This is a genomic window from Streptomyces sp. NPDC002276 (genome assembly GCF_053891435.1).
The window spans coordinates 14,838-38,766 of the sequence record NZ_JBSFCQ010000007.1 but is presented as its reverse complement, the minus strand read 5'-3'; the positions used below and the strand labels follow the sequence as shown (position 1 = coordinate 38,766).

At 69.5% G+C, this 23,929-nt stretch carries 17 protein-coding genes and 1 pseudogene; 9 read left to right on the top strand and 9 right to left on the bottom strand.

Translation table 11 applies throughout. From position 1 onward, the window contains the following. Nucleotides 1-125 precede the first annotated feature (125 nt). The 5 genes from ACWIHT_RS19235 to ACWIHT_RS19215 all read left to right on the top strand — a co-directional run bounded on the left by ACWIHT_RS19235 (nt 126) and on the right by ACWIHT_RS19215 (nt 6,717). On the top strand, nt 126-419 hold the full coding sequence (locus ACWIHT_RS19235) for a DUF503 domain-containing protein (protein ID WP_428951946.1): 294 nt from the start codon (nt 126-128) through the stop codon (nt 417-419). Nucleotides 420-457: 38 nt separating this feature from the next. Continuing rightward, complete coding sequence (gene rbfA, locus ACWIHT_RS19230; RefSeq protein ID WP_456169309.1) at nt 458-907, top strand: 30S ribosome-binding factor RbfA; 450 nt, start codon at nt 458-460, stop codon at nt 905-907. Further along, nucleotides 904-1,809 carry a tRNA pseudouridine(55) synthase TruB gene (truB, locus tag ACWIHT_RS19225; RefSeq protein ID WP_456169308.1) on the top strand — a complete coding sequence of 302 codons (906 nt, stop codon included), beginning with the start codon at nt 904-906 and terminating at the stop codon, nt 1,807-1,809. The genes rbfA and truB overlap by 4 nt, the downstream gene beginning before the upstream one ends. Nucleotides 1,810-2,213: 404 nt before the next feature. Then, nucleotides 2,214-5,585, top strand: coding sequence for a trypsin-like peptidase domain-containing protein (locus ACWIHT_RS19220; protein ID WP_456169307.1), 3,372 nt, complete (start codon nt 2,214-2,216; stop codon nt 5,583-5,585). A gap of 181 nt (nt 5,586-5,766) precedes the next feature. Further along, entirely contained in the window at nt 5,767-6,717 is a 951-nt protein-coding gene (locus tag ACWIHT_RS19215; RefSeq protein WP_200714800.1) for a bifunctional riboflavin kinase/FAD synthetase, read from the top strand. A gap of 80 nt (nt 6,718-6,797) precedes the next feature. Here ACWIHT_RS19215 and ACWIHT_RS19210 read toward each other — a convergent pair whose 3' ends face one another. From ACWIHT_RS19210 to eccE, 3 genes are all read right to left on the bottom strand, one after another. Continuing rightward, a complete protein-coding gene (locus ACWIHT_RS19210; RefSeq protein WP_456169306.1) occupies nt 6,798-9,818 on the bottom strand; it encodes an SCO5717 family growth-regulating ATPase in 3,021 nt (1,006 codons plus the stop codon). 354 nt (nt 9,819-10,172) lie between these two features. Further along, nucleotides 10,173-10,940 (bottom strand): hypothetical protein, encoded by a 768-nt coding sequence (locus ACWIHT_RS19205; protein WP_456169305.1) that lies wholly within the window; start codon nt 10,938-10,940, stop codon nt 10,173-10,175. Further along, on the bottom strand, nt 10,940-12,265 hold the full coding sequence (gene eccE, locus ACWIHT_RS19200) for a type VII secretion protein EccE (protein ID WP_456169303.1): 1,326 nt from the start codon (nt 12,263-12,265) through the stop codon (nt 10,940-10,942). Before eccE ends, ACWIHT_RS19205 begins: the two co-directional genes overlap by 1 nt. A gap of 205 nt (nt 12,266-12,470) precedes the next feature. Here eccE and eccB point away from each other — a divergent pair, with 205 nt between their 5' ends. Together eccB and mycP are read left to right on the top strand one after the other, a co-directional pair. After that, a complete protein-coding gene (gene eccB, locus ACWIHT_RS19195) occupies nt 12,471-14,003 on the top strand; it encodes a type VII secretion protein EccB (RefSeq protein ID WP_456169302.1) in 1,533 nt (510 codons plus the stop codon). A gap of 25 nt (nt 14,004-14,028) precedes the next feature. After that, nucleotides 14,029-15,291: a type VII secretion-associated serine protease mycosin gene (gene mycP / locus ACWIHT_RS19190; protein ID WP_456169301.1), complete on the top strand. Its 1,263-nt coding sequence runs from the start codon at nt 14,029-14,031 to the stop codon at nt 15,289-15,291. A 45-nt stretch (nt 15,292-15,336) separates the two neighbouring features. Here mycP and ACWIHT_RS19185 read toward each other — a convergent pair whose 3' ends face one another. The 6 genes and pseudogenes from ACWIHT_RS19185 to ACWIHT_RS19160 form a co-directional block, all read right to left on the bottom strand. Next, entirely contained in the window at nt 15,337-15,888 is a 552-nt protein-coding gene (locus ACWIHT_RS19185; RefSeq protein WP_456169299.1) for a hypothetical protein, read from the bottom strand. Nucleotides 15,889-16,233: 345 nt separating this feature from the next. Further along, complete coding sequence (locus ACWIHT_RS19180) at nt 16,234-16,863, bottom strand: hypothetical protein (protein ID WP_456169298.1); 630 nt, start codon at nt 16,861-16,863, stop codon at nt 16,234-16,236. Between the two features lie 4 nt (nt 16,864-16,867). After that, nucleotides 16,868-19,183 (bottom strand): hypothetical protein, encoded by a 2,316-nt coding sequence (locus tag ACWIHT_RS19175; protein ID WP_456169297.1) that lies wholly within the window; start codon nt 19,181-19,183, stop codon nt 16,868-16,870. A gap of 98 nt (nt 19,184-19,281) precedes the next feature. After that, a complete protein-coding gene (locus ACWIHT_RS19170; RefSeq protein ID WP_456169296.1) occupies nt 19,282-19,803 on the bottom strand; it encodes a hypothetical protein in 522 nt (173 codons plus the stop codon). Between the two features lie 237 nt (nt 19,804-20,040). After that, a complete protein-coding gene (locus tag ACWIHT_RS19165) occupies nt 20,041-20,589 on the bottom strand; it encodes a hypothetical protein (protein WP_456169295.1) in 549 nt (182 codons plus the stop codon). Further along, nucleotides 20,589-21,051 (bottom strand): annotated as a pseudogene (locus tag ACWIHT_RS19160) (hypothetical protein). Before ACWIHT_RS19160 ends, ACWIHT_RS19165 begins: the two are co-directional and overlap by 1 nt. A 636-nt stretch (nt 21,052-21,687) precedes the next feature. Here ACWIHT_RS19160 and ACWIHT_RS19155 point away from each other — a divergent pair. Then, nucleotides 21,688-22,137 (top strand): hypothetical protein, encoded by a 450-nt coding sequence (locus tag ACWIHT_RS19155; RefSeq protein ID WP_456169294.1) that lies wholly within the window; start codon nt 21,688-21,690, stop codon nt 22,135-22,137. Nucleotides 22,138-22,139: 2 nt separating this feature from the next. Continuing rightward, complete coding sequence (locus tag ACWIHT_RS19150; protein WP_456169293.1) at nt 22,140-23,915, top strand: hypothetical protein; 1,776 nt, start codon at nt 22,140-22,142, stop codon at nt 23,913-23,915. The last annotated feature ends 14 nt before the right edge of the window (nt 23,916-23,929 follow it).

Below are 23,929 nucleotides of genomic sequence, written 5' to 3'. Positions count from 1 at the left end.
GCGATCGGGGCCGGTCGGCGGGGAGAGAATTCCGTCGATCGGCCCCGGCCGTTGCGTGTACGGTTCCTGTATCGGCGTCCAAGACCGGCGCCCATACCCCGAACCGGCGGGACATCCGGACACACATGTATGTGGGGACTCTGTCCTTCGATCTGCTCCTCGGCGACGTCCACTCGCTGAAGGAGAAACGCTCTCTCGTCCGTCCGATCGTGGCCGAACTCCAGCGCAAGTACGCGGTGAGCGTGGCCGAGACGGGCAACCAGGACCTGCACCGCAGGGCCGAGATCGGGCTCGCGGTGGTCTCCGGGGACACGGGACACCTCACCGACGTACTGGACCGCTGCGAGCGACTCGTCGCCGGGCGGCCCGAGGTGGAACTGCTCTCGGTTCGACGCAGGCTCCACAGCGACGAAGACTGAAGCAAGCAGCAAGACGTAGTTACTAAGGAGACGGACCAGTGGCCGACAACGCGCGCGCCAAGAGGCTGGCGGACCTCATCCGAGAGGTGGTGGCCAAGAAGCTCCAGCGCGGGATCAAGGATCCGCGGCTCGGCACGCACGTCACCATCACGGACACCCGGGTGACGGGCGACCTGCGGGAGGCGACCGTCTTCTACACCGTGTACGGGGACGACGAGGCGCGGGCCGAGGCGGCTGCCGGGCTGGAGAGCGCCAAGGGCGTGCTCCGCTCGGCCGTGGGTGCCGCGGCCGGCGTGAAGTTCACGCCGACCCTCACCTTCGTCGCGGACGCCCTGCCGGACACCGCCAAGACCATCGAGGACCTCCTCGACAAGGCCCGGCAGTCCGACGAGAAGGTCCGCGAGGTCTCGGCGGGCGCCGCCTACGCCGGCGACGCCGACCCGTACAAGAAGCCGGGCGAGGACGACGAGGACGACGCCGCCGAATGACGCAGAAGCCCCAGACGCCCGACGGCCTTGTCATCGTGGACAAGCCGTCGGGCTTCACCTCGCACGACGTGGTCGCCAAGATGCGCGGCATCGCCCGCACCCGCCGCGTCGGGCACGCCGGCACCCTCGACCCCATGGCCACGGGCGTACTCGTCCTCGGTGTCGAGAAGGCGACAAAGCTCCTCGGCCATCTCGCGCTGACGGAGAAGGAGTACCTGGGCACGATCCGCCTGGGCCAGAACACCCTGACCGACGACGCCGAGGGCGAGATCACGGAGTCGGTCGACGCCTCGAAGGTCACCCGGGAGGCCGTCGACGCCGGGATCGCCAAGCTCAGCGGCCAGATCATGCAGGTCCCGTCCAAGGTCAGCGCCATCAAGATCAACGGCGTGCGCTCCTACAAACGGGCCCGCGACGGCGAGGACTTCGAGATCCCCGCCCGCCCGGTCACCATCTCCTCCTTCGCGGTCTACGACGTCCGGGACGCCGTCGCCGAGGACGGCACCCCCGTCCTGGACCTGGTGGTTTCGGTGGTCTGCTCGTCCGGCACCTACATCCGGGCGCTCGCCCGCGACCTGGGCGCGGACCTCGGCGTGGGCGGCCACCTCACCGCCTTGCGCCGCACCCGCGTCGGCCCGTACAAGCTGGACTCGGCCAGGACCCTGGAGCAGCTCCAGCAGGAGCTGACCGTGATGCCGATCGCCGAGGCCGCCGAGGCCGCGTTCCCGCGCTGGTCGGTGGACGAGCGGCGGGCCAAGCTGCTGCTCAACGGCGTCCGCCTGGACATCCCCGAGGAGTACACGGGCGTCGGCGCGGTCGGCGTCTTCGACCCCGAGGGCCGCTTCCTGGCGCTCGTGGAGGAACAGAAGGGCAAGGCCAAGAGCCTCGCCGTCTTCGCCTGAGCGACACCCCCGGAGACCTCTCCGGGGGCTCAACTCCCGCCCGTGGAGCGGCGGTCACGGGGTCCACGTTCCCGCCGCTCCACGGTCCCCCCTCGGTTCCCCCACCCCTAGGGTGTATCCAACCCTCCGCTTCTATTCACCCGTCCGGGCAGGCGCTCGGAGTGAACCGAGGGAGCGGAAGGGGGCGCGTTCACCACGCGATCTGTCCCGCTGATCACGACCCGCCTACCGTCGAACACAGGGCAGGGGTTCAGCGGGGAGGTTCGACGATGGTGGGACGGGGCCCGCGGCGATCCACCGGGGGCGATGCGACAGCGCCCCAAAGGGGCGCGGGGAACTGCGCGACCAGCCACGACGGCGCCGCAGATGAACGACGGCACATCGCGGCCCCGGCGGAGCGCCTCGTGCGGATCCGCGATCTGGCCGGCCGCCCGCGCGGCACCGGATTCGTCGCCGACCACCACGGCACGGTGATCACCAGCCACGAGGCCGTCGACGGACTGCCCCGGCTCGTCCTGCACGCCGCCGGCGACCGCAGCTGCCTGGTCACCGCCGACGCGGTGACCCCGCTGCCCGCCCTCGACCTGGCCCTCGTCCGCACCGAGGGACTCGGCGTCGACCCGCTCCCCGTCACCGTCCGGGACCGGGTCGAGACCGGCACCTACGTACGCATCGCCGCGGGCCGCTGGCGCGAGGCCCGCGTCCTGGGCGCCGCCTCCGTCACGTACACGGCCACCGATCGCTTCCATCTCCTCGACGACGCCCTGGAGATGGCGATCGGCACGGCCGGCCGGGACGCGCTGCGGCTGGGCGGCGGAGCGGCCGGCGGACCGGTCCTCGACACGGAGACCGGCGCGGTGGTCGCCGTCCTCGGCACCGCGCTCCAGTCCGGCCAGCGGGACACGGGCTTCGCGGTACCCCTGCGCGCGCCCGACGGCCCCCTGGCCGACCTCCTCGCCCGCAACGCGGCGACCGTGCCCGCCTACGGCGCCGACCTCAACCTGGCGGGCGTGCTGGAACTGACGGCCACCTCGGTGGGCTCGGACGGTCCGCCGGGCACGCTCGCGGGCTTCGTCGGCCGCGACCGCGACGGCTCATACGTACCGCAGCCGGTCGAACGCCCCGCGGTGGCAAGGGAGTTCGCCGCCTTCGCTTCGGGCCCGGCCGCCGTCCTCGGCCTCGTCGGGCCCCCGGGCAGCGGTCGTACGACGGAACTCGCGGCGTTCGCCGCGCGGTGCGGCGGCGGAGCGGAACCGGCGCCCACGCTGTGGCTGCGGGGCGCCGATCTGCGCGACGGCGACGCGTCGGTGGCGGACGCGGTGCGCAGGACGGTGGAGCGGGCGGCCCGCATCCTGGCCGCGTCCATCGCCCTGCCCGGCGGCCTCGGCGACGTCGGCCCCGAACGGCTGGCGCGGGTCGCGGGTGACGCCGGGAGGCCCTTGCTGCTCCTGCTCGACGGGCCCGAGGAGATGCCACCCGTACTGGCCCACCGGCTGGACGCGTGGACCCGGGGGACGGGGGAGTGGCTGCGGGAGAGCGGGGCGCGGTTGGTGGTGGGGTGCAGGGTGGAGTACTGGGAAGGGGCGGGATTTCCAAGGGAGTTGCTGTACGGCGGGGACAACTCGGAGAACTGTGTGCGTCTCGGTGACCTGTGGGACGACGAGGCCCGCCGAGCCCGCGCGGCCTACGGCGTCCCGGAGGACGTCCTCGGCGACCCCGACGCCCGGCACCCCCTCACCCTCCGGCTCCTCTCCGAGGTGCTCGCCGCGCTGCCCGCCGCTCCTGCCGCCCGCGCGGTCCGGCTCCACCGCGACGACGTGTTCTCGGCCTACCTCGACCTCATGTGCCTCCGTATCGCCGTCCGGCTCGCCGCCGAGAACGGGCTGCGCGGCACCGCCGTACGACGGCTCGCCGCCAAGGTGTCCGGGCAGGTGCACGAGGCGGCTCGGCGCAGTCTCGGGCCGGGGCAGGGGGAGTTGGGGCGGGAGGCGTTCGAGGCGGTGTTCCCGTGGGGGCCCGCACCGGCGCGGCTCGGGGGCGGTACCGGGTGGGCGTCGGCCGTCCTCACCGAGGGGCTGCTCGTGCCGGCCGGCAGCGGATACCGCTTCGCCCACGAGGAGTTGGCCGACTGGATCCAGGGCACCCACCTCGACCTCGACGAAGCGCTGCACGCTCTCGTGCACCGCCCGCGCACCCAGCGGGCCGCGCACCTCCTCCCCGTCCCGCACCACCGCATCGGCCCCGTCGTACAGGCCCTGCTGCTCCTCGCCCGCGAGCATGGCACCGGTCAACTCGCGCTGCGGCTGAAGGAGTTGGCGCGGGCTCTCGACGCCGACCCGCACTCCTGGTGGGCCGCGCGGCTGCTCGCCGAGGTGCTGGCGCGAGTGCCCGACGCGATGCCGTACAGCGGGGTACTGCGGCTGCTCGCCGACCAGTTGGTGGCGCGACGGCGGCAACAGGACGACGTACCGCCGGAGTTCGCGCCGGAGTTCTGGACCGCGCTGGCGCTGCCGGTGGCCGAGCGGTTCGAGTTGCTGCGGCGGCTGGTGCTCGCGGACGGTGCTCCGCAGGACGGTGGCGGGCCCCGATTCCTGGACACCGCCGCCGAGTTGCTCGCCGCCGACCCCACCGCCGTACAGCCGTTGCTGACCGTGTGGTTCGACGACGAGCGGCCGTTGCCCGCGACCCCGCACGCGACCGTGGCGACGGCCGCGCAGGCCCTGCTGCACACGCATCGGCGGCGGGCGCTGGACGATCTGACCGAGGTGCTGGTGGGCTGCGCGCACGGGCGGGCCGACGAACTCCTCGCCGTACTCGCAGAGGAGGAACCGTCGGCCGTGTGCCGGGCGGTGGACCGGTGGGCGCACGACGAGCGGCCGGGGCGGCGGGTCGCGGCGGTGGCGTACGGACTGCGGGCCGCACCGCACGTACGGACCGAGGCCGACCGTGAACTCCTGCGCTACGCAGCCCAGTTCCTCCTCGCCCGCCCCGCCGACCGCTCCCTGCACGGCGGCGCGCTCGCCCTCCTCGTCCGCGATCCGCACACCCGCGCCCGCCATCTCCCGCAGGCGCTGCGGCACTTCGCGTCCGGCGACCCGCAGTTCCCGCCGAGCGCGCTGGCCGCCGCCCTCACCACCCACTCCGACCCCGTCCTCGAAGCCTTCCGGGCCCGGCTGCACGGACCGGACGCGGGCGAGGCGGTCCGCACCCTCGCCGACGTCACGACCCCCGCCCTCGCCCGCCGGGCCGCCGCCCTGGTCCGCGAGACCGTCGTACGGTGGCCGGAGACGGCCGCCCACCTCGGGGTCTACGTCGACCGGCGCCTCGACCACGGCCCCACCGCACGGGCCGACCTCCGCCCGCTGGTCACCGGTCTCCTCGACGGCGGCCCGGAACCGGTGCGGACGGTCCTCGCCGGCGTGCTCGCCGCGCCCGGCAGCCCCGATTCCCGGCCGCTGCGCCGCGAACTCCTGGAGTTCCTGCTCGCGCACGAGCACGACCCCGCCGTCCTGGACGCGCTGCTGCACGCGGCGGCCCGGCGCGACGACGACGAACTCCGGGACCTCGTCCACCGGACCGGGCGGCTGCTCGTCCGCACCCCCGCCGGAGCGACCCGTTTCGACCGCGGGCTCGTCGACCTCGGCCGCCAGGTACCGGGCTTCGCCGCCCTGATGGCCCGCTGGCTGGCGGACACCCCGGAGGACTGGGCCGCGGTGGTCGGACCCAGCACCCGGCGCATGATCGAGAACCTGGCCGGAGTGGGAGTTCCCGCGTAACGGGATTCGTACGTGCGCCCGGTCACAGCCTCCATGCCGATGCCGGGCCGACGCCCCTGGCATGGCACCCTTAGACCTGCGCATGAGGTCTTTGACTGTCTCGGACTGACTCGGACTGTCAAAGACAACAGGTCGACAACAGGTCTACATACGGACACGGGTTCGATGAGGAGCGGTCACAGTGCAGCGCTGGCGTGGCTTGGAGGACATCCCTGAGGACTGGGGGCGCAGTGTCGTCACCATCGGTTCTTATGACGGGGTCCACCGCGGGCACCAGCTGATCATCCGGCATGCCGTGGAGCGCGCCCGTGAGCTGGGCGTTCCCTCCGTCGTCGTCACCTTCGACCCGCACCCCAGCGAGGTCGTGCGCCCCGGCAGCCACCCCCCGCTGCTCGCCCCGCACCACCGCCGCGCCGAACTGATGGCCGAGCTGGGGGTCGACGCGGCACTGATCCTGCCGTTCACCAAAGAGTTCTCCAAGCTGTCCCCGGCCGACTTCGTGGTCAAGGTCCTGGTGGACAAGCTGCACGCGAAAGCGGTCGTCGAAGGCCCCAACTTCCGCTTCGGCCACAAGGCCGCGGGCAATGTGGCCTTCCTGATCGAGCAGGGCAGGACATACGACTTCGAGGTAGAGGTGGTGGATCTTTACGTGAGCGGTGCGGCGGGCGGTGGCGAGCCCTTCTCCTCCACACTGACCAGGCGCCTGGTCGCCGAGGGCGACGTCGAGGGCGCCCGCGAGATTCTCGGCCGCCCGCACCGGGTCGAGGGTGTCGTGGTGCGCGGCGCACAACGCGGTCGCGAAATGGGCTTCCCGACGGCCAACGTCGAGACCCTGCCCCACACGGCGATCCCGGCGGACGGCGTCTACGCCGGTTACCTCCACGTCGAGGGAGAGGCCATGCCGGCCGCGATCTCCGTCGGCACGAACCCGCAGTTCGACGGCACCGAGCGCACGGTCGAGGCATACGCCATCGACCGCGTCGGCCTCGACCTCTACGGCCTGCACGTCGCCGTCGACTTCCTCGCCTTCGTGCGCGGCCAGGCGAAGTTCGAGTCGCTGGAGGGCCTGCTGGAGCAGATCGCCCAGGACGTGAAGCGCTGCCGGGAGCTGATCTCGGCGGACGCGGGGTAACCACTCTCGCTTCTACGACGCCGAAGGGCGGCCGGTGCTTGTGGGCACCGGCCGCCCTTCGCGTTGGACGGGGGTTACCGCTACTGCTGCGGGGGTGCGGACGGCGGGGGCGGGGTGCCCTCCGGCGGCTGGGCGTAGCCCGGGTGCTGCGGGTAGGGCTGGGCCTGCTGTCCCGGGTGCTGGGGATAGGGCTGCTGGCCGTACGGCTGCTGGCCCGGCTGCTGTTGGGGTTGCTGTTGGGGTTGCGGTTGCTGCGGGGGGTACGGCTGCTGCTGACCCGGAGCGGGCTGGCCCGGGTACGGCTGCTGCTGTGCCGGATAGCCGTGGTGACCGGGGTGGCCCTGCTGACCGGGGTAGCCCTGCGCTCCCGGGTATCCCTGCTGGCCCGGCATCGGCGGGGCCAGCACCGGCGGGGGGTTGCCGTCGCTCGTCCACAGGCCGTGCATCTGCTGGTGGCGGACGAAGTCCTCGGCGACCAGGGCCGCGAGGTGGAAGTACGACTCCCGGACCTTCGGCCGCATCATGTCGAGGTCGACCTCCGCACCGGCGGCGAGATGCTCGTCGAACGGCACCACCACGACACCCCGGCAGCGCGTCTCGAAGTGGCTGACGATGTCCTCCACCTTGATCGTCTTGCCGGTCTCGCGCACCCCCGAGATGACGGTGAGCGACCGTGAGACGAGGTCCGCGTACCCGTGCGCCGACAGCCAGTCCAGCGTCGTACTCGCACTGCTCGCACCGTCCACGGACGGCGTCGAGATGATGATGAGCTGGTCGGCGAGGTCCAGCACACCGCGCATGGCGCTGTAGAGCAGACCGGTACCGGAGTCGGTGAGGATGATCGGGTACTGCTTGCCCAGCACGTCGATCGCGCGCCGGTAGTCCTCGTCGTTGAACGTGGTCGACACGGCCGGGTCGACGTCGTTGGCGATGATCTCCAGACCGGAGGGCGCCTGGGACGTGAACCGGCGGATGTCCATGTACGAGTTGAGGTACGGGATCGCCTGGACCAGGTCGCGGATGGTCGCGCCGGTCTCGCGGCGCACGCGACGGCCGAGGGTGCCCGCGTCCGGGTTGGCGTCGATCGCGAGGATCTTGTCCTGGCGCTCGGTGGCGAGGGTGGAGCCGAGTGCGGTGGTGGTCGTGGTCTTGCCGACCCCGCCCTTGAGGCTGATGACCGCGATCCGGTAGCAGGACAGCACGGGCGTGCGGATCAGCTCCAACTTCCGCTGCCGCTCGGCCTCTTCCTTCTTGCCGCCCAGCTTGAACCGCGAGGACCCGGCACCCGGACGGCCGCTCTTCGCCTTCTGCTTCTTGTTGCTGAGCAGCCGGTCCGACGACAACTCCACGGCAGCGGTGTAACCCAGCGGCGCGGCACCGGGGTTGACCGGCTGCCGGTGGTCGTGCTGCATGGGCTGCGGCCAGGCGGCACCGGTGCGGGGATCGATCGGGGGCGCGGCGGGAGCCTGGGGGTGAGCCTGCGGCGGCAGCGGTTGCGGCTGCGCCTGCGGGGGTTGGGGTGCCTGCGGGGGCTGGGGTGTCTGCGGCGGCGGGCCGGGGCGACGCGGGTCGTTGGCCGATTGTGGGTTGTGCTGGGGGTTGTGTTGTGGGCTGTGCTGTGGGTTGGGTTGTGGGTTGTGGGGCGTGTGCGGGGGCTGCGCCGGGTCGGACCAGGACTCCGGGGCGAAGGCGGGGCGGGGTGCCTCCTGCGCGGGGGCCTGGGGGAAGCCGTAGCCGCCCTGCTGACCGGGCGGCGGCGGGAAGCCGTAGCCGCCCTGCTGGTCCTGCGGGACGGGGGAGGGCCCGGCGTGCGGGGCGCCTTGCCGGTCCTGCGGCGCGGGGGGCGGGAAGCCGTAACTGCCCTGTTGGTTCGGCGGGGTGCCCGGCTGGTGCTGGGGTGTGGGCGGAACGGGTGGCTGGGGGAAGCCGTAACCGCTCTGCGGTGGGCCCTGTGGAGCGGGGGCGTGCCATGCGGTCGGTGCGGGTTGGGGCTGGGGCGTCTGGGGTGCCTGCGGCTGCTGGAACGCGGGCTGCTGCTGCGGCGGCGCCGGGTTCACGGCCGGGGGCTGCTGGGCCTGGGGCTGAGGTTGCGGCTGGGCGGGCCAGTTGTCGGCCGGGGCCGGGGCGGCGGGCTGGTAGGAGGGCGGCAGGGGCGGGACGCCGCCCTGCGGAGCCGGTGGGCGGGTCCAGGCGGGCGGGAGGGGCGGTACGTCGCCGGTGGCACCGTCGGCCGGGGCGGTGTCGGGCTGCGGGGCGTCGGGCTCGGGTTCGGGTGTGGACTCCGGGGTGTCGGTGTCGCTCGGTTCGTCTGCGGTCGCAGCGGGCGCGGCGGCGTCGTCGGTGCTCTCGTCCTGGGCCTGAGCCTGGGCCTCGGACTCGGCCGAGTCCGGGCTCTCCGAGTCGGCGATCGCGCCGTCCTCGTCCTGAGTGCTCACCTCGGCGGTGGCGTCGTTCTCCGGGGCCTCCGTCGGTTCACCGTCGGCCGGAATCGCTCCACCGGGCGCCTCACCTTCGGACCCCTCGGAGCCTTCGGCGCCCTCAGCGCCCTCGAACTCCCCTTCCCCGGAGCCCAATTCCGCACTACCGGCATCCCCCACCGAACCCTCGGCCGGAACCGGAGTGACCGGGGCCTGCGCGTCGGGCTGTCCCGGCGTGGGGCCGGTCACCCCGCCCAGTTCCGTGATCTCCCGCTTCAGCGCGGCGGCCGAGATCCGCATGGTCGCGCCGCTCACCAGGTCGCCGTGGTCCGCGTCCTCGTCGTCCTCGTCGGAGACCAGGGCCGCGGCTGTCCAGGCGGACGGGAAACCGGCGTTGCTCGGCAGCGACGGTGTCGAGAACGGGAGGCCGACCGCCGGGGACGGCGGAGGCGGTGTGGCCGTACCGTTCGCCGGAGTCGGCACCGTGGGCGGCGCAGGTGCCGTAGGCGGAGTGGGCGTCGGAGATGCCTGTGCGGGCGTGCCCGACGAGTTCTGGGTGTACCAGGCCGGCGGGGCGTAGTCGATCGTGAACTCGCCCGTCATCTCGATGGCGGACTCGTCATCGGGCTGGTCATCGCCGGGCGTGGCCCAGCCCCCGCGGATCCCGTCCCGATCGCTGCTCACAATTCCTCCTGGTGTGGTCGAGCACCCTCATGCCGTGCTGGGGCGACCGTTCGCGGCATCCGGTACATCCGATACGTCCGATGCGCCGGGTCGTCCCCCTGAGCCCCTGGCCCTGGGCGACGCACCACCCGCGCGCGGATACTCGTGACGTGCCCTGTCCCAGCCTAATCACCAAAACCGTGGACTCGGCAGGCCCGCCCACCCCTTCGTGCACACCCACACGACCGAGACCGGCGATAGCGGACCAAATCCCCCTGGAAATCGACCAATCGCGACAGCTCGGGCACTTCAATCCGCCGGATCCACCCCACGAGCGGTCCGTCGGTCCGTCGTCGCTCCGCTGTCAGTCCGCCGTTAGTCCATGCGGCGGGCCGCGCCCAGCAGCCCGACCTCGGCGTCCGTCGGCTGGGTCATCACGTACTGCCGGTCCCGCTCCGTGCACCACAGGGTGACGCCTTCGGGCAGCGTCGGCAGTGACTCCAGATCGGTGCGCGGCAGACCGATCACCCGCCCGATCTCGGCCGCCTCGTCCGGCGACACCCGCTGCACACCCACCAGCCGCGCCTGCCGCATCAACCGCGGTGCGACCGGGCTGAGATACGGCAGCAGGGTCAGCACGGACTGCCAGGGCGCCGAGGTCACCCGCCCGCGCGGGGGCCGCATACCGCAGTCCCGCACGACCAGCACGGGCGTCCCGGCGGAGGCGCCCTGCGGGGGGACGCGGCCGACGTCGTAGACCGCGAGGCCGTTCTGGCCGCCGCCCATCGCGTGCACCATCTGCATCCAGGCCTGCGGCCGTCCCGTCTCGACGGCGACGCGCGCGCCCGTGGCCGCCGCGCGCAGCGCCAGCACCTGGGCCGTCCACAGACCGCTGATGAGCAGGATGTCGTACGGCGTCGGGCGGTTGACCCCGAGCACGGCCGGACGTCCGTCGGGGTCGATGCCGACCACCACGCCGTCGTCGCCGATGGGCAGCGACAGCGCCTCCACCTGGTCGACGGGCAGCGAGTGCCGGGGGTGGCGGGGGCCGAGGAGTCCGAACCCGGTGCGCAGCCGCGAGGCGATACCGGTGGCGGCCGCGGGCAATGAGGTCGGCGTGGTCGACGTGGTCGTCACGGTCATCAGCGGGCACCTCCGAGGGGCAACGTGGCGAGGACGCCGGGGAGTTGTTCGCGGTCGAGACGGGCCAGACCGGTACGCGACTGCCGGGCCGCGTGCTCCAACTCGCGCCGGGCGTCGGTCAGTTCCTGGTTGCTGCGGCCGGTGATGCGCAGGTGTCCGGTGAGGGCCACGTCCCGCCGCTCGCCGCGGGCCAGGGTCAGACTGAAGGTCGTCGCCAGCGCGGGCACCGCCGTGAGTTGGGCCACGAGCTGTGCCAACGGGGTGCCGGACTCGCCCAGTTGGGGCCAGCGGCGCACCCAGTAGGTGGTGTGGCGGCGGTTGTCGCAGCGCCAACTGCGGCTGGACTCCTCGGTCCGCCGCTGCGGCGCCTCGCTCCGCCCGGCCTGCGCGGTCACCATCGGGTTGGCGCACGCGGAGGTGGCGATCGCGGCCGTCAACTCCTCCTCGGTGAGCACGTTGGCCCGCAGACCGGCGCCGGACAACCGGCTCGACAGATGCTCCGCCGACCGCACCAGGCACTTCTGCGCCCCGACGAGTCCGCCCCCGCGCGCGGCCACCGCCTCGGGGCACAGCTCGGGGTCGAGCTTCAGCGCGATCCAGGTGATACGGACGGCGGGGGAGCCCGTCTGGGCCTGTAGCGGCGCGTAGTTGCTCACCACGACCGACTGCTGCGGCAGATGCAGCGCGGGCGCGGGCTGGGTGTGCACAACGATCTGTGCCGATTCGAGGCGGATGCCGTCGACTTCGAGGGCGTCCCGGACCAGCCCCACGGGCAGCGGTCTGCGTCCGCGCTCGGCACGCAACGCGCCCGCGTCCGACTCCACTTGGAGCACCGCCGTGAGGAAGTCGCCGTCGCCGATCATCCCGACCGGCCTCTGGTCGCGGTCGTCACCGCGGTGGTAGCTGTACGTCCGAAGGCTCGGGTCGCACTCCACGGCGGGCGCGAGTCCGGCGTCCGTCCCGGGCGGCACCGGGGTGTTGGCGGCCCGCCGCACCCGGGACCGCAGCGCCAGCAGCGTGCCCAGCCACTCCGGCAGGGAGCGCCCCCGGCGTCGTACGACAGCGAGGATCACGAGGAGGGCGGCGACCACGGCCGCAGGCACGAGCGCGACCGGACCGACGAGCCAGCCGCAGACAACGAGCGCCGCCGCGACCTCCAGCAGCACCAGCCGCTGGGTGGTGAACGAACCCCCGCGCCCCGAGCGCGACTTCAGGTGCGGCGTGAAGGAACCGGATCCCGATGTCGGTGCTGATGCCGATGTCGGTGCTGACGTCGGTGCTGACGTCGATTGCGATCGCGACCGGTTCCGTGTTGCGGCAGCCATCACTCCAAATCCCCCGAACTCTCCCGAACTTCCCCGTGCTCCGCTCCCCGCAGGGTCAGAGCACCCTACCCGTGACACAAGCACACCCACGCAACAGGCATAGTAGGGGGCGGGTCTGACACCAGAGGTATCAGAGGCAATCGGGGGCAGGGGCCGTATCTCCACAGGTCCTCCACGGCTCCGCACGGGGAGAGAGCGGACACAGATGGCATCACGGCGCGACGAACTCAACGCCTACACCTTCGCGAAGCGCCGCACGCTCGCGTCCTTCCTGCAACCGTCCCCGACGGGCTCGGAAGAAGGCGCGCCGAAACCGCTGGGCGCACTGGTGCCCGGTGTCGTCGTCGGCGTGGTGATCCTCGCGGTGTTCGGCGGTATCGGCATGTTCAAGCCGACGGCGCCCCAGGGGTGGGCCGACGTCGAGTCGCACGTCATCGTCGCGAGCAAGTCGACCACCCGGTACGTGGTGCTGACCACCGGCAAGAACAAGCAGAAGCAGCTGCACCCGGTCCTCAACATGGCCTCCGCGAAACTCCTCCTGGATCCGAACAAGTCCGGTGTCATCACGGTCGACGAGAACGTCCTCGACAACGGCAAGCTCCCGCACGGCGCCACCATCGGCATCCCCTACGCCCCCGACCGCCTCCCCGCCTCCGACGAGGCCGAGGCGGCCAAGCGCTGGGCCGTGTGCGAGCGCCCCAGCGCCGGCGGACGCGCCATCCAGAAGGCGACGTTCGTCCTCGCGAAGAAGGAGTGGCCCAGGACGGAGGGCACCGGCAAGCTCTCCGGGGGCGACCTGATGTACGTCGTCGCCCCGGACGGCAAGACGCAGTACGTCGTCGACGCCCAGGGCACCGCCTACAAGATCGCCGATCCCTCGGACTCCGATCTCCTCAAGGCCCTCGACACCCGCAGGCGCGCCCCGCAACGCGTGTCCCAGGAATGGCTAGACACCCTCCACAAGGGCGACGAGATCTCCATCCCGAAGATCACCGGCGGCACCCCGGGCACGAAGGCCGACGCGTCCACCCTCCTGGGGGACTACGACAAGGTCGGCGAGGTCATCAAGGCCTACGCCGGCCAGGTCATGCAGTACTACGTGGTGCTGCCCGGCAAGGTGGCCCGTATCTCCGAGTTCACCGCCACGCTCCTGCTCAACAGCGGCGACCTCGTCGACGTCGGCCAGGCGGGCGAGGCCCAGCAGGTCAGCCCCGGCGCGGTCGCCGACAGCACCGCCTTCGACGCCGACAAGAACTGGCCGACGTACAAACCGAAGACGGTCAACGACGGCACCAGTGCCACCACCGGCCCCAACACCGTCTGCAACGTGCTGCTTTCGGTCGGCGCGAACAACAGGACCACGCTCTCCACCTGGGTCGGCACCGACTACCCGGCGCAGCTGCCCACCGGCTCCTCCAGCGCCTACGTCACCGCCGGTTCCGGCCAGCTCTTCCGCCAGGTCAAGGGCACCGAGGCGAAGGCGGGCCCGGTCTTCCTGGTCACCGACACGGGCCTGCGCTACGCCCTACAGTCCAACAGCGACAGCGCCACCGACGACAGCGGCATCGGCACCACGGCCGCGCAGCGCAAGCAGGAGTTGAGCGAGGCCGAGATCGCGCAGACCCGCCTCGGCTACGAGAAGGTCACCCCGACGCCCGTCCCCGCTGAGTGGTCGACGTTCCTGCCGATGGGCCCTCGCCTGTCGGAGGCGGCGGCACGGCAGCCGCAGGGTTCGTAAGAGAGACGGGCGAGGGGGTCAACTCATGCTGATCGCGCGGATGTTGAGGGTCACGGTGGCGGCCTCGATGGTGGCGGTACCGCTGTCGGTGTTGCCGTTGTCCCTGTCCACCCCGGCATGGGCGGACGACGGCCAGTGCACGTTCCCGTCGAAGGACTACACGGGCCGCCCCTGGGCCCTACAGCGCGTCAATCTCGACGAGTTGTGGGCGGAGTCGACCGGCAAGGGCGTCAAGGTGGCCGTGATCGACACGGGTGTCGACGTAAAGAACGAACAACTGAAGTCGGCGGTCGACGCGTCCAAGGGCGAGAACCTATTGCCCCCCAAGAACTCCAAGGGCGAGACGATCGACCGCGGCAACAGCCAGGGCACCACCGACACGGTAGGCCACGGCACCCGGGTGGCCGGCATCATCGCGGCCCGCCCCGCCAAGGGCACCGGCTTCGTAGGTCTGGCCCCCGAGGCGACGATCATCCCGATCAAGCAGAACGACGCGGAGGGCGACGGCACGGCCGCGACTCTGACCACGGCGATCCGCGACGCGGTGGCCAAGGGCGCCGACGTCATCAACATCTCCCAGGACACGGCGAACGCCGTGGCCCCCGACGACCGCCTCCGCCAGGCCGTGGACGACGCCCTGGCGCGGGGCGTAGTGGTGGTCGCCTCGGCCGGCAACGACGGCCTCGGCGGCAACGTCAAGGTCACCTACCCGGCCTCCTACGACGGTGTCCTCGCCGTCGCGGCCTCCGACCGCAACAACGAACGCGCCTCCTTCTCCCAGTCCGGCGAGTTCGTCGGCGTGGCCGCGCCCGGCGTCGACATGATCTCCACGGTGCCGGGCGGCGGCCACTGCTCCGACAACGGTACGAGCTTCTCGGCACCCTATGTCGCGGGCGTGGCGGCCTTGTTGAAGGCCAAGTACCCGCACTGGACGGCCCGCCAGATCGTCGCCCAGATCGAACAGACCGCGGAACGCTCGATCTCCGGCCACGACCGCCTCGTCGGCTGGGGCGTCGTAGACCCGGTCAAGGCCCTCACGGACGTCGACCCCGAACACCCCGTCGAATCCCCCGCCCCCGAGGGCGGAGTCTCCAAGGCCGAGGCCCCGACGGTGACCCCTCTCCACTTCGGCGAGACGGCGGACGAACGGAACACGCGGCTCGGCACGTATGTGGTCGTGGGCGGGTTGCTGGTGGTGGCGGGGCTTGGAGGGTCCGCGGTGGCTGTGCGGGATGCGCGGAGGCGCCGGGCCACTCGGGTCAAGGGCGGTGGCGGGGCGGGGAGTTGACGGGGGTGGAGGAGCGCGGCCCCGGCGGTCAGCCCCGCCACCCGCTCAGAAGGAGCTCCGCTTCTTGCAGGGCCCCTGCTTCTTGACCTTCGCCGTGTAGTCGGTGATCAGGCTCTTGATGGCCGACTCGTCCGACCGCGCGGGCTTGAGGACCTTGACGAGGGTGCTGATGTCCTCCTTCTGCACGTCGGTTCCACGGCACTTGAGCAGGGACACAGCGGCGTCGTCGGTGTACGCGATGCTGGTGCCTTCCGTGAACTTCGGCTCTGTGACGCGGAGTTGGGTGTAGAGGATGTGCCGCGCCGAGTCACCGGCGACGATGCGCTCCCTGCTCAACGCCAGCACCCTGACGTCGTCGACGTCGACCGTGCAGAGCAGTACATCGTCGGTCGACCCCTCCGCCTGAGTGGTGAGCGTTTTGCCGGAGGCGGGTAGCAGCCGGGACAGCGCGTCGACCGGCACGGACACCCCGCACAGGGCTTTGGGCACCGTGAACTCCCGACGCGGCTTGTCCGCCGAGCAGCCGGCCACGGCCACGGCGGCGACAGCGGCGACGACCGCGGAGACACCCCGCAGGATGTATGTCTTGTGCCTCACTTCGCGTCACTCTCCGAATTCCATTGGCCGTACAGGCGGGCGAGGAAAGCAGCCTGCGAGAAGGCGGTCACGGCTGAGGTGGGGGCGTCAGTCTCCGACGCGGCCAAGGCATCGGCGGCCCGGGCCATGATCCACAGCGGACTGTCCGCCGACGCGGAAGCACCTGGAGCCAGTAGCGCTGCACCCCGACCGCGGAGGTCGACTGCGTGCCGATCTTCTTCCCGGACGGCAGTACGGGTTCCGGCGCGGCGCTGGAGACTAAGGAGCACCGCTCCGAAGGCGATCACGGCGCGCCGTCGTCCACCGCCCGAGAGTCCCTTGCTTCGCGGTCTATTTTGGCGTGCTTCACGTACTTTCACCGATTTTATTCGGTGTATCGCATTTCGCCTTGGTGTGGGCATATCTGGAAGCATTCTTGGCGAGGGTGACGAGTCCGGCGCGCAGGGTCGAGTCGCTGGCATCGCCCTTTTTCTTCAGGTTGACGACGACGCTGAGGTGACGGTCGGCACCATGTGATGTGCAGGGAAGGTAGACCGCCGCGACCTTTGACGAGGCAAGCGCCTTGTCCCCGGCGGTGAACGGTGTCAGTGACGATACGGAGTCGTACTGCCCCAGTACTTCCTCGGCCCATGCCTCCGTGGTGTCGTACTCCAGCAACTCGGCCCCCGTCCAGGCGAGTTGTTCACCGTTCCCGTCCACGGTGCAGTCCGTCTGGTACGTGTCGTCGGTGGCGTCAAGGCGGAGGTCCGTCAGGCTGTTGTCGAACGAGTACGACGACTTCTCGGGCAGAACTCGCTTCAGGGCGGCGGCACTTGTGGGCGTGGATCCCATGGTCGCGCACACATCTGATGCCTGGATGTCGCCCACTTTCTTCTCGAAGGGCGGCAGCTTGACCGCGTAGGCGATGCCCGCGAGGAGAGCCAGCGAGACGAACGCCGCGCAGGCGAGAAGAGTCTTTGAACGAGTGAGATTCACTTTTTCAGTCTTCCGTGTCGAGTTGCCGAGGGATTCCCTCTCCGTCGAGATACTGGTGGACCTTCCGGCCTGCCGAGTCGAATCCGTCTTCCGCGGAGGTCGCGACGGACGCCTCGATCAGGGGATAGCGGTGACCGGTATTCTCGCCCGCCTTCCTGGCCGCCGCTTCGACCAACTTGTATGTCGAGTCGGAGGTGTCCTGGAAGCTCGCACCGTTGCGGTAGATCACTTCTCCCGAACTGTCCTTCATGGCTCCCTCGGTGATGGAACTGATGATCTCATCGGCGGCCGTCCCTGCCAGATCGCCGATGATGGCGCCCCCCGGACCAGTGAGCGGCTCCGTGGCCATGCCCACGCCGATACCGATGGCGGTTCCGCCCCACGTGCTCGCGTTCTCCAGAGCGGCGTTGTATTCGGCGTCCTTGGCACCGCCTTCCAACTCGCCCGCATAGGCGCGTCCGGCGCCGAGAATGCCCTCGATCTGGCCCGCGGTGCGCGCCGCGCCGTCGATCCCTTGCTTGAGGTTCTCGCTCTGGCTGAACGACGGATCCTGGACGTAGGCGTCCGGATGCTCGAAGTGGTGCTGCATCAACTGGGTCGTATAACTGTGCTGGCCCAGATTCACGGCGGCGTACCCCTCGGGATTCTGGCCGACCGTGTAGAGGAACCTCGTCAGATCCCGCTCGTCGGGGGCGGCGGCGGTTCCCGCGATGGGGAAGAGTGCCGTCTCATGGTCCTGCCCCGCGTGCAACTGGCGATTGATGTCAGGCATGTACTCCGCGGCGATCTGCCCCATGCTGTCCGACATATAGCTGTTCTTGCTCAGCCGGGACGGGTCCTCGGAGACCGACTGGACGATGTTCTCCATCAGCTTTGCCTGCTCCACATTGTGGGCCGGAGTGTCCGCCGTGGGCATTTCGGCCGCCGGATGCCCAGTGGTGGCTGCTTCCAGCGCGAGGGCAAGATTGTTCTGGCCGGTGTGGATGTCGTCGCCGTGGAGGTCCACCTCCTGGGGCCAGTCGCGTTCCTCGAACAGGTACTGGAAGTTGGACAGCGTGACCTTGCCCTTGTAGTCGTTCTCGTCGTCGGAGTCGCGCTCGAAGGGATTGTCCGGGTTGTCCTTTGAGACGTACTCCTGGTTGAAGAACGAGGTGGCCGCGTCAGGGCTGTTGGACAGGCCTTTGAGGTAACCGGTGAGCGGGTCGGAGCCGCTGTCGTCGCCGATGCGGTTCAGCCACGGGTCTCCACCCATGAGCTGCCAGAACCCGTTGCGGTGCGCGCCGTTGCCGGTGAGCTTGCGTTCGGTCTCCATGAGCTTGGTGCCGTAGTCCTGGAGGAACCGGTCGTCGTAGTCGCCGGCCCGCATCAGGTTGCTCATGACCTGGAAACCCATGGGACCGCCGCGGTCGCCGTACAGCGGCTTGTCGCCGATGTCGATCATCGTGCGCTTCCAGTCGGCCATCGCCGCCGAATCGCTCTGCGACGCGTGGGCCAGCGTCATGCCCAAGTTGCGCTGCAGATCGTCGAATTGATCGAGCCGCTCGCGCCCCAGCTCGTAGTTTCCTCTGTTGGCGTCCGTGATCCCGGTCCAGAACTCCAGGGTCTTCTGCGGCCCGAGACGCGTGGCGAACCGCTCCGCGAAAAGTTCGTCGCCGCCGTACTTCTTGAGCCCGGCGTTGAGCCGGTCGAAGTCCGCGACCGTCAGATCGTCGGGATTCTTCTTCGCGAGTTCGGCCAGTTCGTCGGCTTCCTTCAAGGCTGCCGCGGCATCGTCGCGGTTGGCGTAGGTGGCGTCCGTGAAGCCCAACTCGCTCTGATCCGCGATGGCTTGGAGGACCGTTTTGGCCGTCTCGTCACTCTCGGTCGCCTTGTTCAGAATCCCCTGGATCTGATCCCGGAGCGCGGTGATCTCGGTCGCGTTGTCCTTGTTCTCCTGGACACGGCCCTCGGGGGGAACATTCGTGGTGACCGTGAAACCGCCGTCGTAGCCGACGACTGTGAGGTTCTTCTTCCGGCCGCCCTCGATCGCATCGATCAACTGCCCGTGGTAGCCCTTGAGTTCGTCCCGGGTGTGGCTGAGGATGTTGCGAATCGACTTGGCCTGCGTGTGGGCGTCGGTGAATTCACCGGCGGTCTTCCCGATGAACTCCTTGGACACCTTCGCGTTCATGCCGGCCCAGTCGGCCTTGTTGGCGGCCTGGTGAAGGTCGTCCTCGGCGTCCTTCTTGAGTTCCTCAAGGTGCCTGACGAGCGTCGACCAGTCGGATACTGCGTCGTCGAGAAGCGTGAAATTCGCGTCGCGTAGAGCGTTGAGTTGCATGTGACTGTGTCCTTGGAGAGGGCGGGAGAACAGATGAAGGAGGGGAAGCGAATACGAGACCTGCGATGCGGCAGGGCTGCTGTCCGCCCCGGCGCTCGCTACTCCTTCTCGTCCTTCTTTCCCTTGTCTCCGGAATGGACCGGATTCCTCTCGCCCGGCACGCCGACCCGTTCGTCGAATCCGGCGTCCAGTGTGTCGATGCTGCTCATCTGCCGCTGGATATAGCCCTCGTCGCCGGCGTGCAACTTTGTCGTGGTGTGCATGTGGTTGGAGATCTGGGCGCACGCGTCCATCAGGGACTTGAGTTGCTCCTCCCAGCGGGTAGAAACGTGCTGGAGCCCGGCGCCGAGTGCGAACCCCTGCTTCGAGAGGTCGTCGGCTGCGGAGTCGCTGCTGGGTACGGCGACGCGGGCCTTGTCCCAGAGTTGGTTGTAGAGGGAGTTCGCGGCGCTGCCGATTTTCGCCAGGTCTTTTTGCCCGACCCGGAGATCGCCGTACTCCTTCGGCAAGACATAGGGTCCGTACGTACCGCCGCCACCGTCGACGTGGTTCAACTGCATGGCAGGCGACTGCCGGTCGGCGGCCTGAGCCTTGAGCTGCTCCCACTCTTCCCATGCCATGGACAGACCCTTCCCCCGTGCGCTCGACTCCGATCTCCGGTCAAACTAGCAACCCGCTCCGGGTAAAGTCCTGGCCAGGTCCGAAATGTGGTGATTATCGATACGTGAAGCTTCGAGGAAGACGCCGCCGGCTCAGGTGAGTTTTTCAAGTCGCCCAAGGATGCCGGGAGTTTGCTCTCTTGGCGGCAGTTCATCTGCCGGGTGAGTTTCACGGCGGCGCGCCGTAGCCGATGCGGGTCAGGTCTTCAGGGGCCTGGGCGTCGTGATTCTGGTTGAGTCTGTACGTTCCGATGGCCACGGAGAGCGCGGTGTTCTTCGTACGTCCGGGACCGACGGGACAGCGGAAGTCGAGGTGCGAGGTGTCGGACGCGGCGCTCGCGTACGGCGCGCTCGCGTCTCTGACGCCGTCGCCCACGAGGTCGAAAATGTGACGACGAAGGTGCCGTCGCCGGTATCCACCACGGGCAGGTGTTTCTTGCCGCAGTGGCCGATGGCGTCGTTCAACTGTGTGCGGTAATCCACGAGTTCACCGTGAGTGTCGCTGAGGATCTTGGTGATCGAGTCGGTCTGGGTGTGCGCGTCGCCGAACTCGGTGGCGGTCTTGTCCACCAACTCGCGGGTGACGGTGGCGTTGAGGCCGGCCCAATCGGCCTTGCCGGCCTTGGCCTTGAGGTTGTCCTCGGCGTCCTTCTTCGGATCGGCGAGCCTTCTGGTTATCTGCTGCCAGCCGGTGATGGCCTCGCCGAGTTGCTGGAAGTTGCCGTAGCGGAGCGTGTCCAGAGCCATCAGCTGTGCCCGCTCCGGTGGTCGAAGCCGTCGTCGAGAGTGGAGATGCTGCTGATGGTGTCGGCGATGTAGACCTCGTCACCGGCGTATGCGCCTTTGGCGTAGTCGAGGTGGTTCGAGATGTGGGCGGTTGTGTCGAGCCGGGACCGGGTCTGGTCCGCCCAGCGTTCGGCCACGTGGTCGAGGGCGGCGCCGAGAGCGAAGCCCTGCTTCTTGAGTCTGTCGGCCGCGGTGACGGAGGCGGAGCGGGCATAGGCGTTGTATTGGGTGAAGTCCTGGTGGAGTTGGTAGGCGGCATCGCCCACCGCGGCCAAGTCCTTGTTGGCTGACGCGCAGATCGCCCTGCGGGTTGTCCCCGCCACCGCTCCCGCCTGGGTCCGGCGGAAGCTGGTTCAACTCCATCTTCGTCGAGTGCCGCTCCGCCGCCTGGGCCTTGAGCTGCTTCCACTCGTCCCACGCCATGAGTGGATGCCTCCCCGTTGCCGCTGTATTCCGTTGTGCCCCGTAGTTTGCGCTTTGCCCAATGTGTGTGTCTGTAGCAGGGCAAAGCCGGCGTCAACCTAGCAATCGGTTTGTCAGGCTCAGGTTTCGTAGCCGCCAAGACTTTGCGATCTCATTGCGGTGGATCGGGCGGCCGCCGTCGAGGGGCGGTGAGCTTGGGGTGTTGCTCGGCGGGTGGTGGGATGTCTGACCCTGCTCTGTGGTCATGCCAGTCCGCTGATCGTGCAACTGGGTAGTCGGGTCGGGGGTGTTGGTAGCGCGACCCGTTCCGTCGCGTGTGGAAATTTGATGGAGATCGGGAAGCGTGCCGGGTCCGACGATGTCTGGCATGGTCATGCTTGGCTGCCCTCTGGTGGGGTAACGGCACTGAAGGTGCGTGATCCGGGAGCGGCGCAGCGGCAAAAAGGGCAAAATGTGACGCCTGGTTCGGTGCCGTAACTGAGTTAACACGCAGGCCGGTTGGACCCAATGGGCCGGTTGACTACAGTGGTAAACGCGTTGTCAGGCGCGGCTCACTTTGCGATCGTACGGTGAGTGGGCGATCGTCCTCGGTCGGGCCGCGACCAAAGGACGAACGGGGAAACGGGGAGGAGCGTCGTGCTTCCGGCAGACATGGTGGGGGACGTGTCGGCTACCAGGGCGGCGAACCTGGAGGCCAGCAATGAGGCGCTGACCACCTTCATGAAGCGGGTGGATGCAGTCCTGCGGGATCTTGAAGGGTCGGCCGGCAACCCGACGAAGGTGGGTGCTCAGGAGATCAAGCCGACCTCCCTGAGCAGTGGGGCGCACGCTCTCTTTCCTGAGGCTCGTGGGCTCTATCTGCAATACAACAGAGTGCATACCGAGCTGACTTCCCTGTCCAGGACTCTGCATCTTCAGATCGAGGCGATCGGCATCGCGGTTCAGGGTGCGCACCGAGGCTTCGACAATCTCGAAGAGGAGCAGCGTCGGCGCTTCTGGTCGATCCAGGCGCAGATCAGGGGCGACCAGGACGCGAAGCGCGAAAAGGTGCACGCCAATGACTCGAAGACCGGTGCGGGGCTCTGACGATGACGGACAAGCACGAAGCCGACCTGGATCGAATTTCCACACGTAACACCTATACGGACTTCACTCGGACCGCTGAGGAACTACCTCAGGGCGGTGGGTTCTTCGCCCGGATGGTGAACGGCACCTTGCGTGCTGCCGCCGAGAAGAGCCCCTATGCGAAGGCGGTGCACGACAGCACCGACTTCGACAGTACCGATCTGGGTCTCAACCAGCTGCTCGACTTGATCGAGCAGACGGACCCGGCAGACCTCGAATCCTCCGGGAAGGCCTTGTGGGATGCGCGCGACGCGATCAAAGCGGCGGCGACAGAGCTTGACGGCCACATCAACAGGGTCGAGTGGATCGGAGAGTCGGGCGAAGCGTTCCGTGTCTGGGGCAGCAACCTTGTCACCAACACGCAGCACCTGAGCGACTACGCCGGAGCTGCGGGCGATCAGATCACGGCTGCCGCTGTGGGGCTCGCGTCTGTACGTGGCGCCATGCCGTCCCGTGACATAGCAGCGGACCGGAAGCGCCCCCACGCGTTCACGGAAGCCGAGAAGGTGGCAAACAAAGCGGAGTACACCGCTGCCGTAAAGGTGGAGAAGGACCGGCAAGAGGCGATCAACCAGATGAATCGGTTGGCGTCGTACTACTCGGTGTCCGAGGAAGGCATGGCGTCGCTGCCGGTCAAGCAACCTGAGTTCAGCTCCATGCCTGACGTGGGCGTCCCTAAACCTACGGCGGAATATCGTGTTGAGCCGGTGTCCAGCACGCGTTCGGATGGAGTAACCGGACCGGCGTCTCCCACGAGCCATCACGCGACGGTTGTGACATCGGGCGATGTCACCGGACACGGAACAAGCGACACTCCAACGCCCGTCAAACACGTCCCTGACCGCCTTACGCACCCCGATGTCCCAGTAGGCACGAACATCGACAGTGTCGGCACGCTGCCGCCAGCCTCGCCTACGCCGGTGAACGGCCATACTCCGCCGGTCACCGGAACCCCTGCCACCGGCGCGGGCCCGGTCAGTGGGTTCGACAGCGGCTTCGGGGCGTCGATGCCCAACGGCACCTCAAGTCGGAACATGGGCGCAGGCGTTCGTACCCCCGCGTCTGCACAAGGCCGCGTGGGCACGTCCGGCTCCAATACCTCTGGGCGTTCTGTGGGGCGAGGGGCGACGAACCAGATGGGCCGTGCTGCGGCCCCCGGGCAGCCCGCCGGCAGGGGTGGTGCCACTGGAGCGAAGTCGTCCCCGATGGGCCGTGGTATCAGCGGCGGTACCCCGCGGGCTGGTGGTGCGTCGTCGTCACGGACCACTGGGGGTTCGGCCACCGGGGCGGGTCGCAACAACGGCGTGGTCGGAGGACGGCCCTCGAACGCTGCAGGCAAGTCGGCGCAGGGCGGGGCGAAGATGCCGCGCGGCACCATCATCGGCGCAGAGGAAGCGGCCAACTCCCGGTCGGCGACGAGCCGGCCTGGGCAACGCGGTGTTTTCGGAGCGCCGGAGCCGGCCGGTCGGACCGGTTCGACCAAGGGCTCGCCTCGTAGCGGTACAAGCAACCCTGAGGCTGTCACCGGCATGCCTGCCGAACGCAACACCGCGGCCCGAGCCGAGCGCAATGGCATGACGCGCGGAGGCGCCGGCCTCGTGCGCGGACCTGGCGGTCACGGAAAGCCCAGTGAAGACCGGAGTGCGCAAAGGGATCCACGCCCCGACTGCTTGACCGAGGACGAAGAGACCCACCTGCCGACCGACCCACGGCGCGATGTGCCGCCGGTCATCAACTGAGCGCGAGCGAGGAC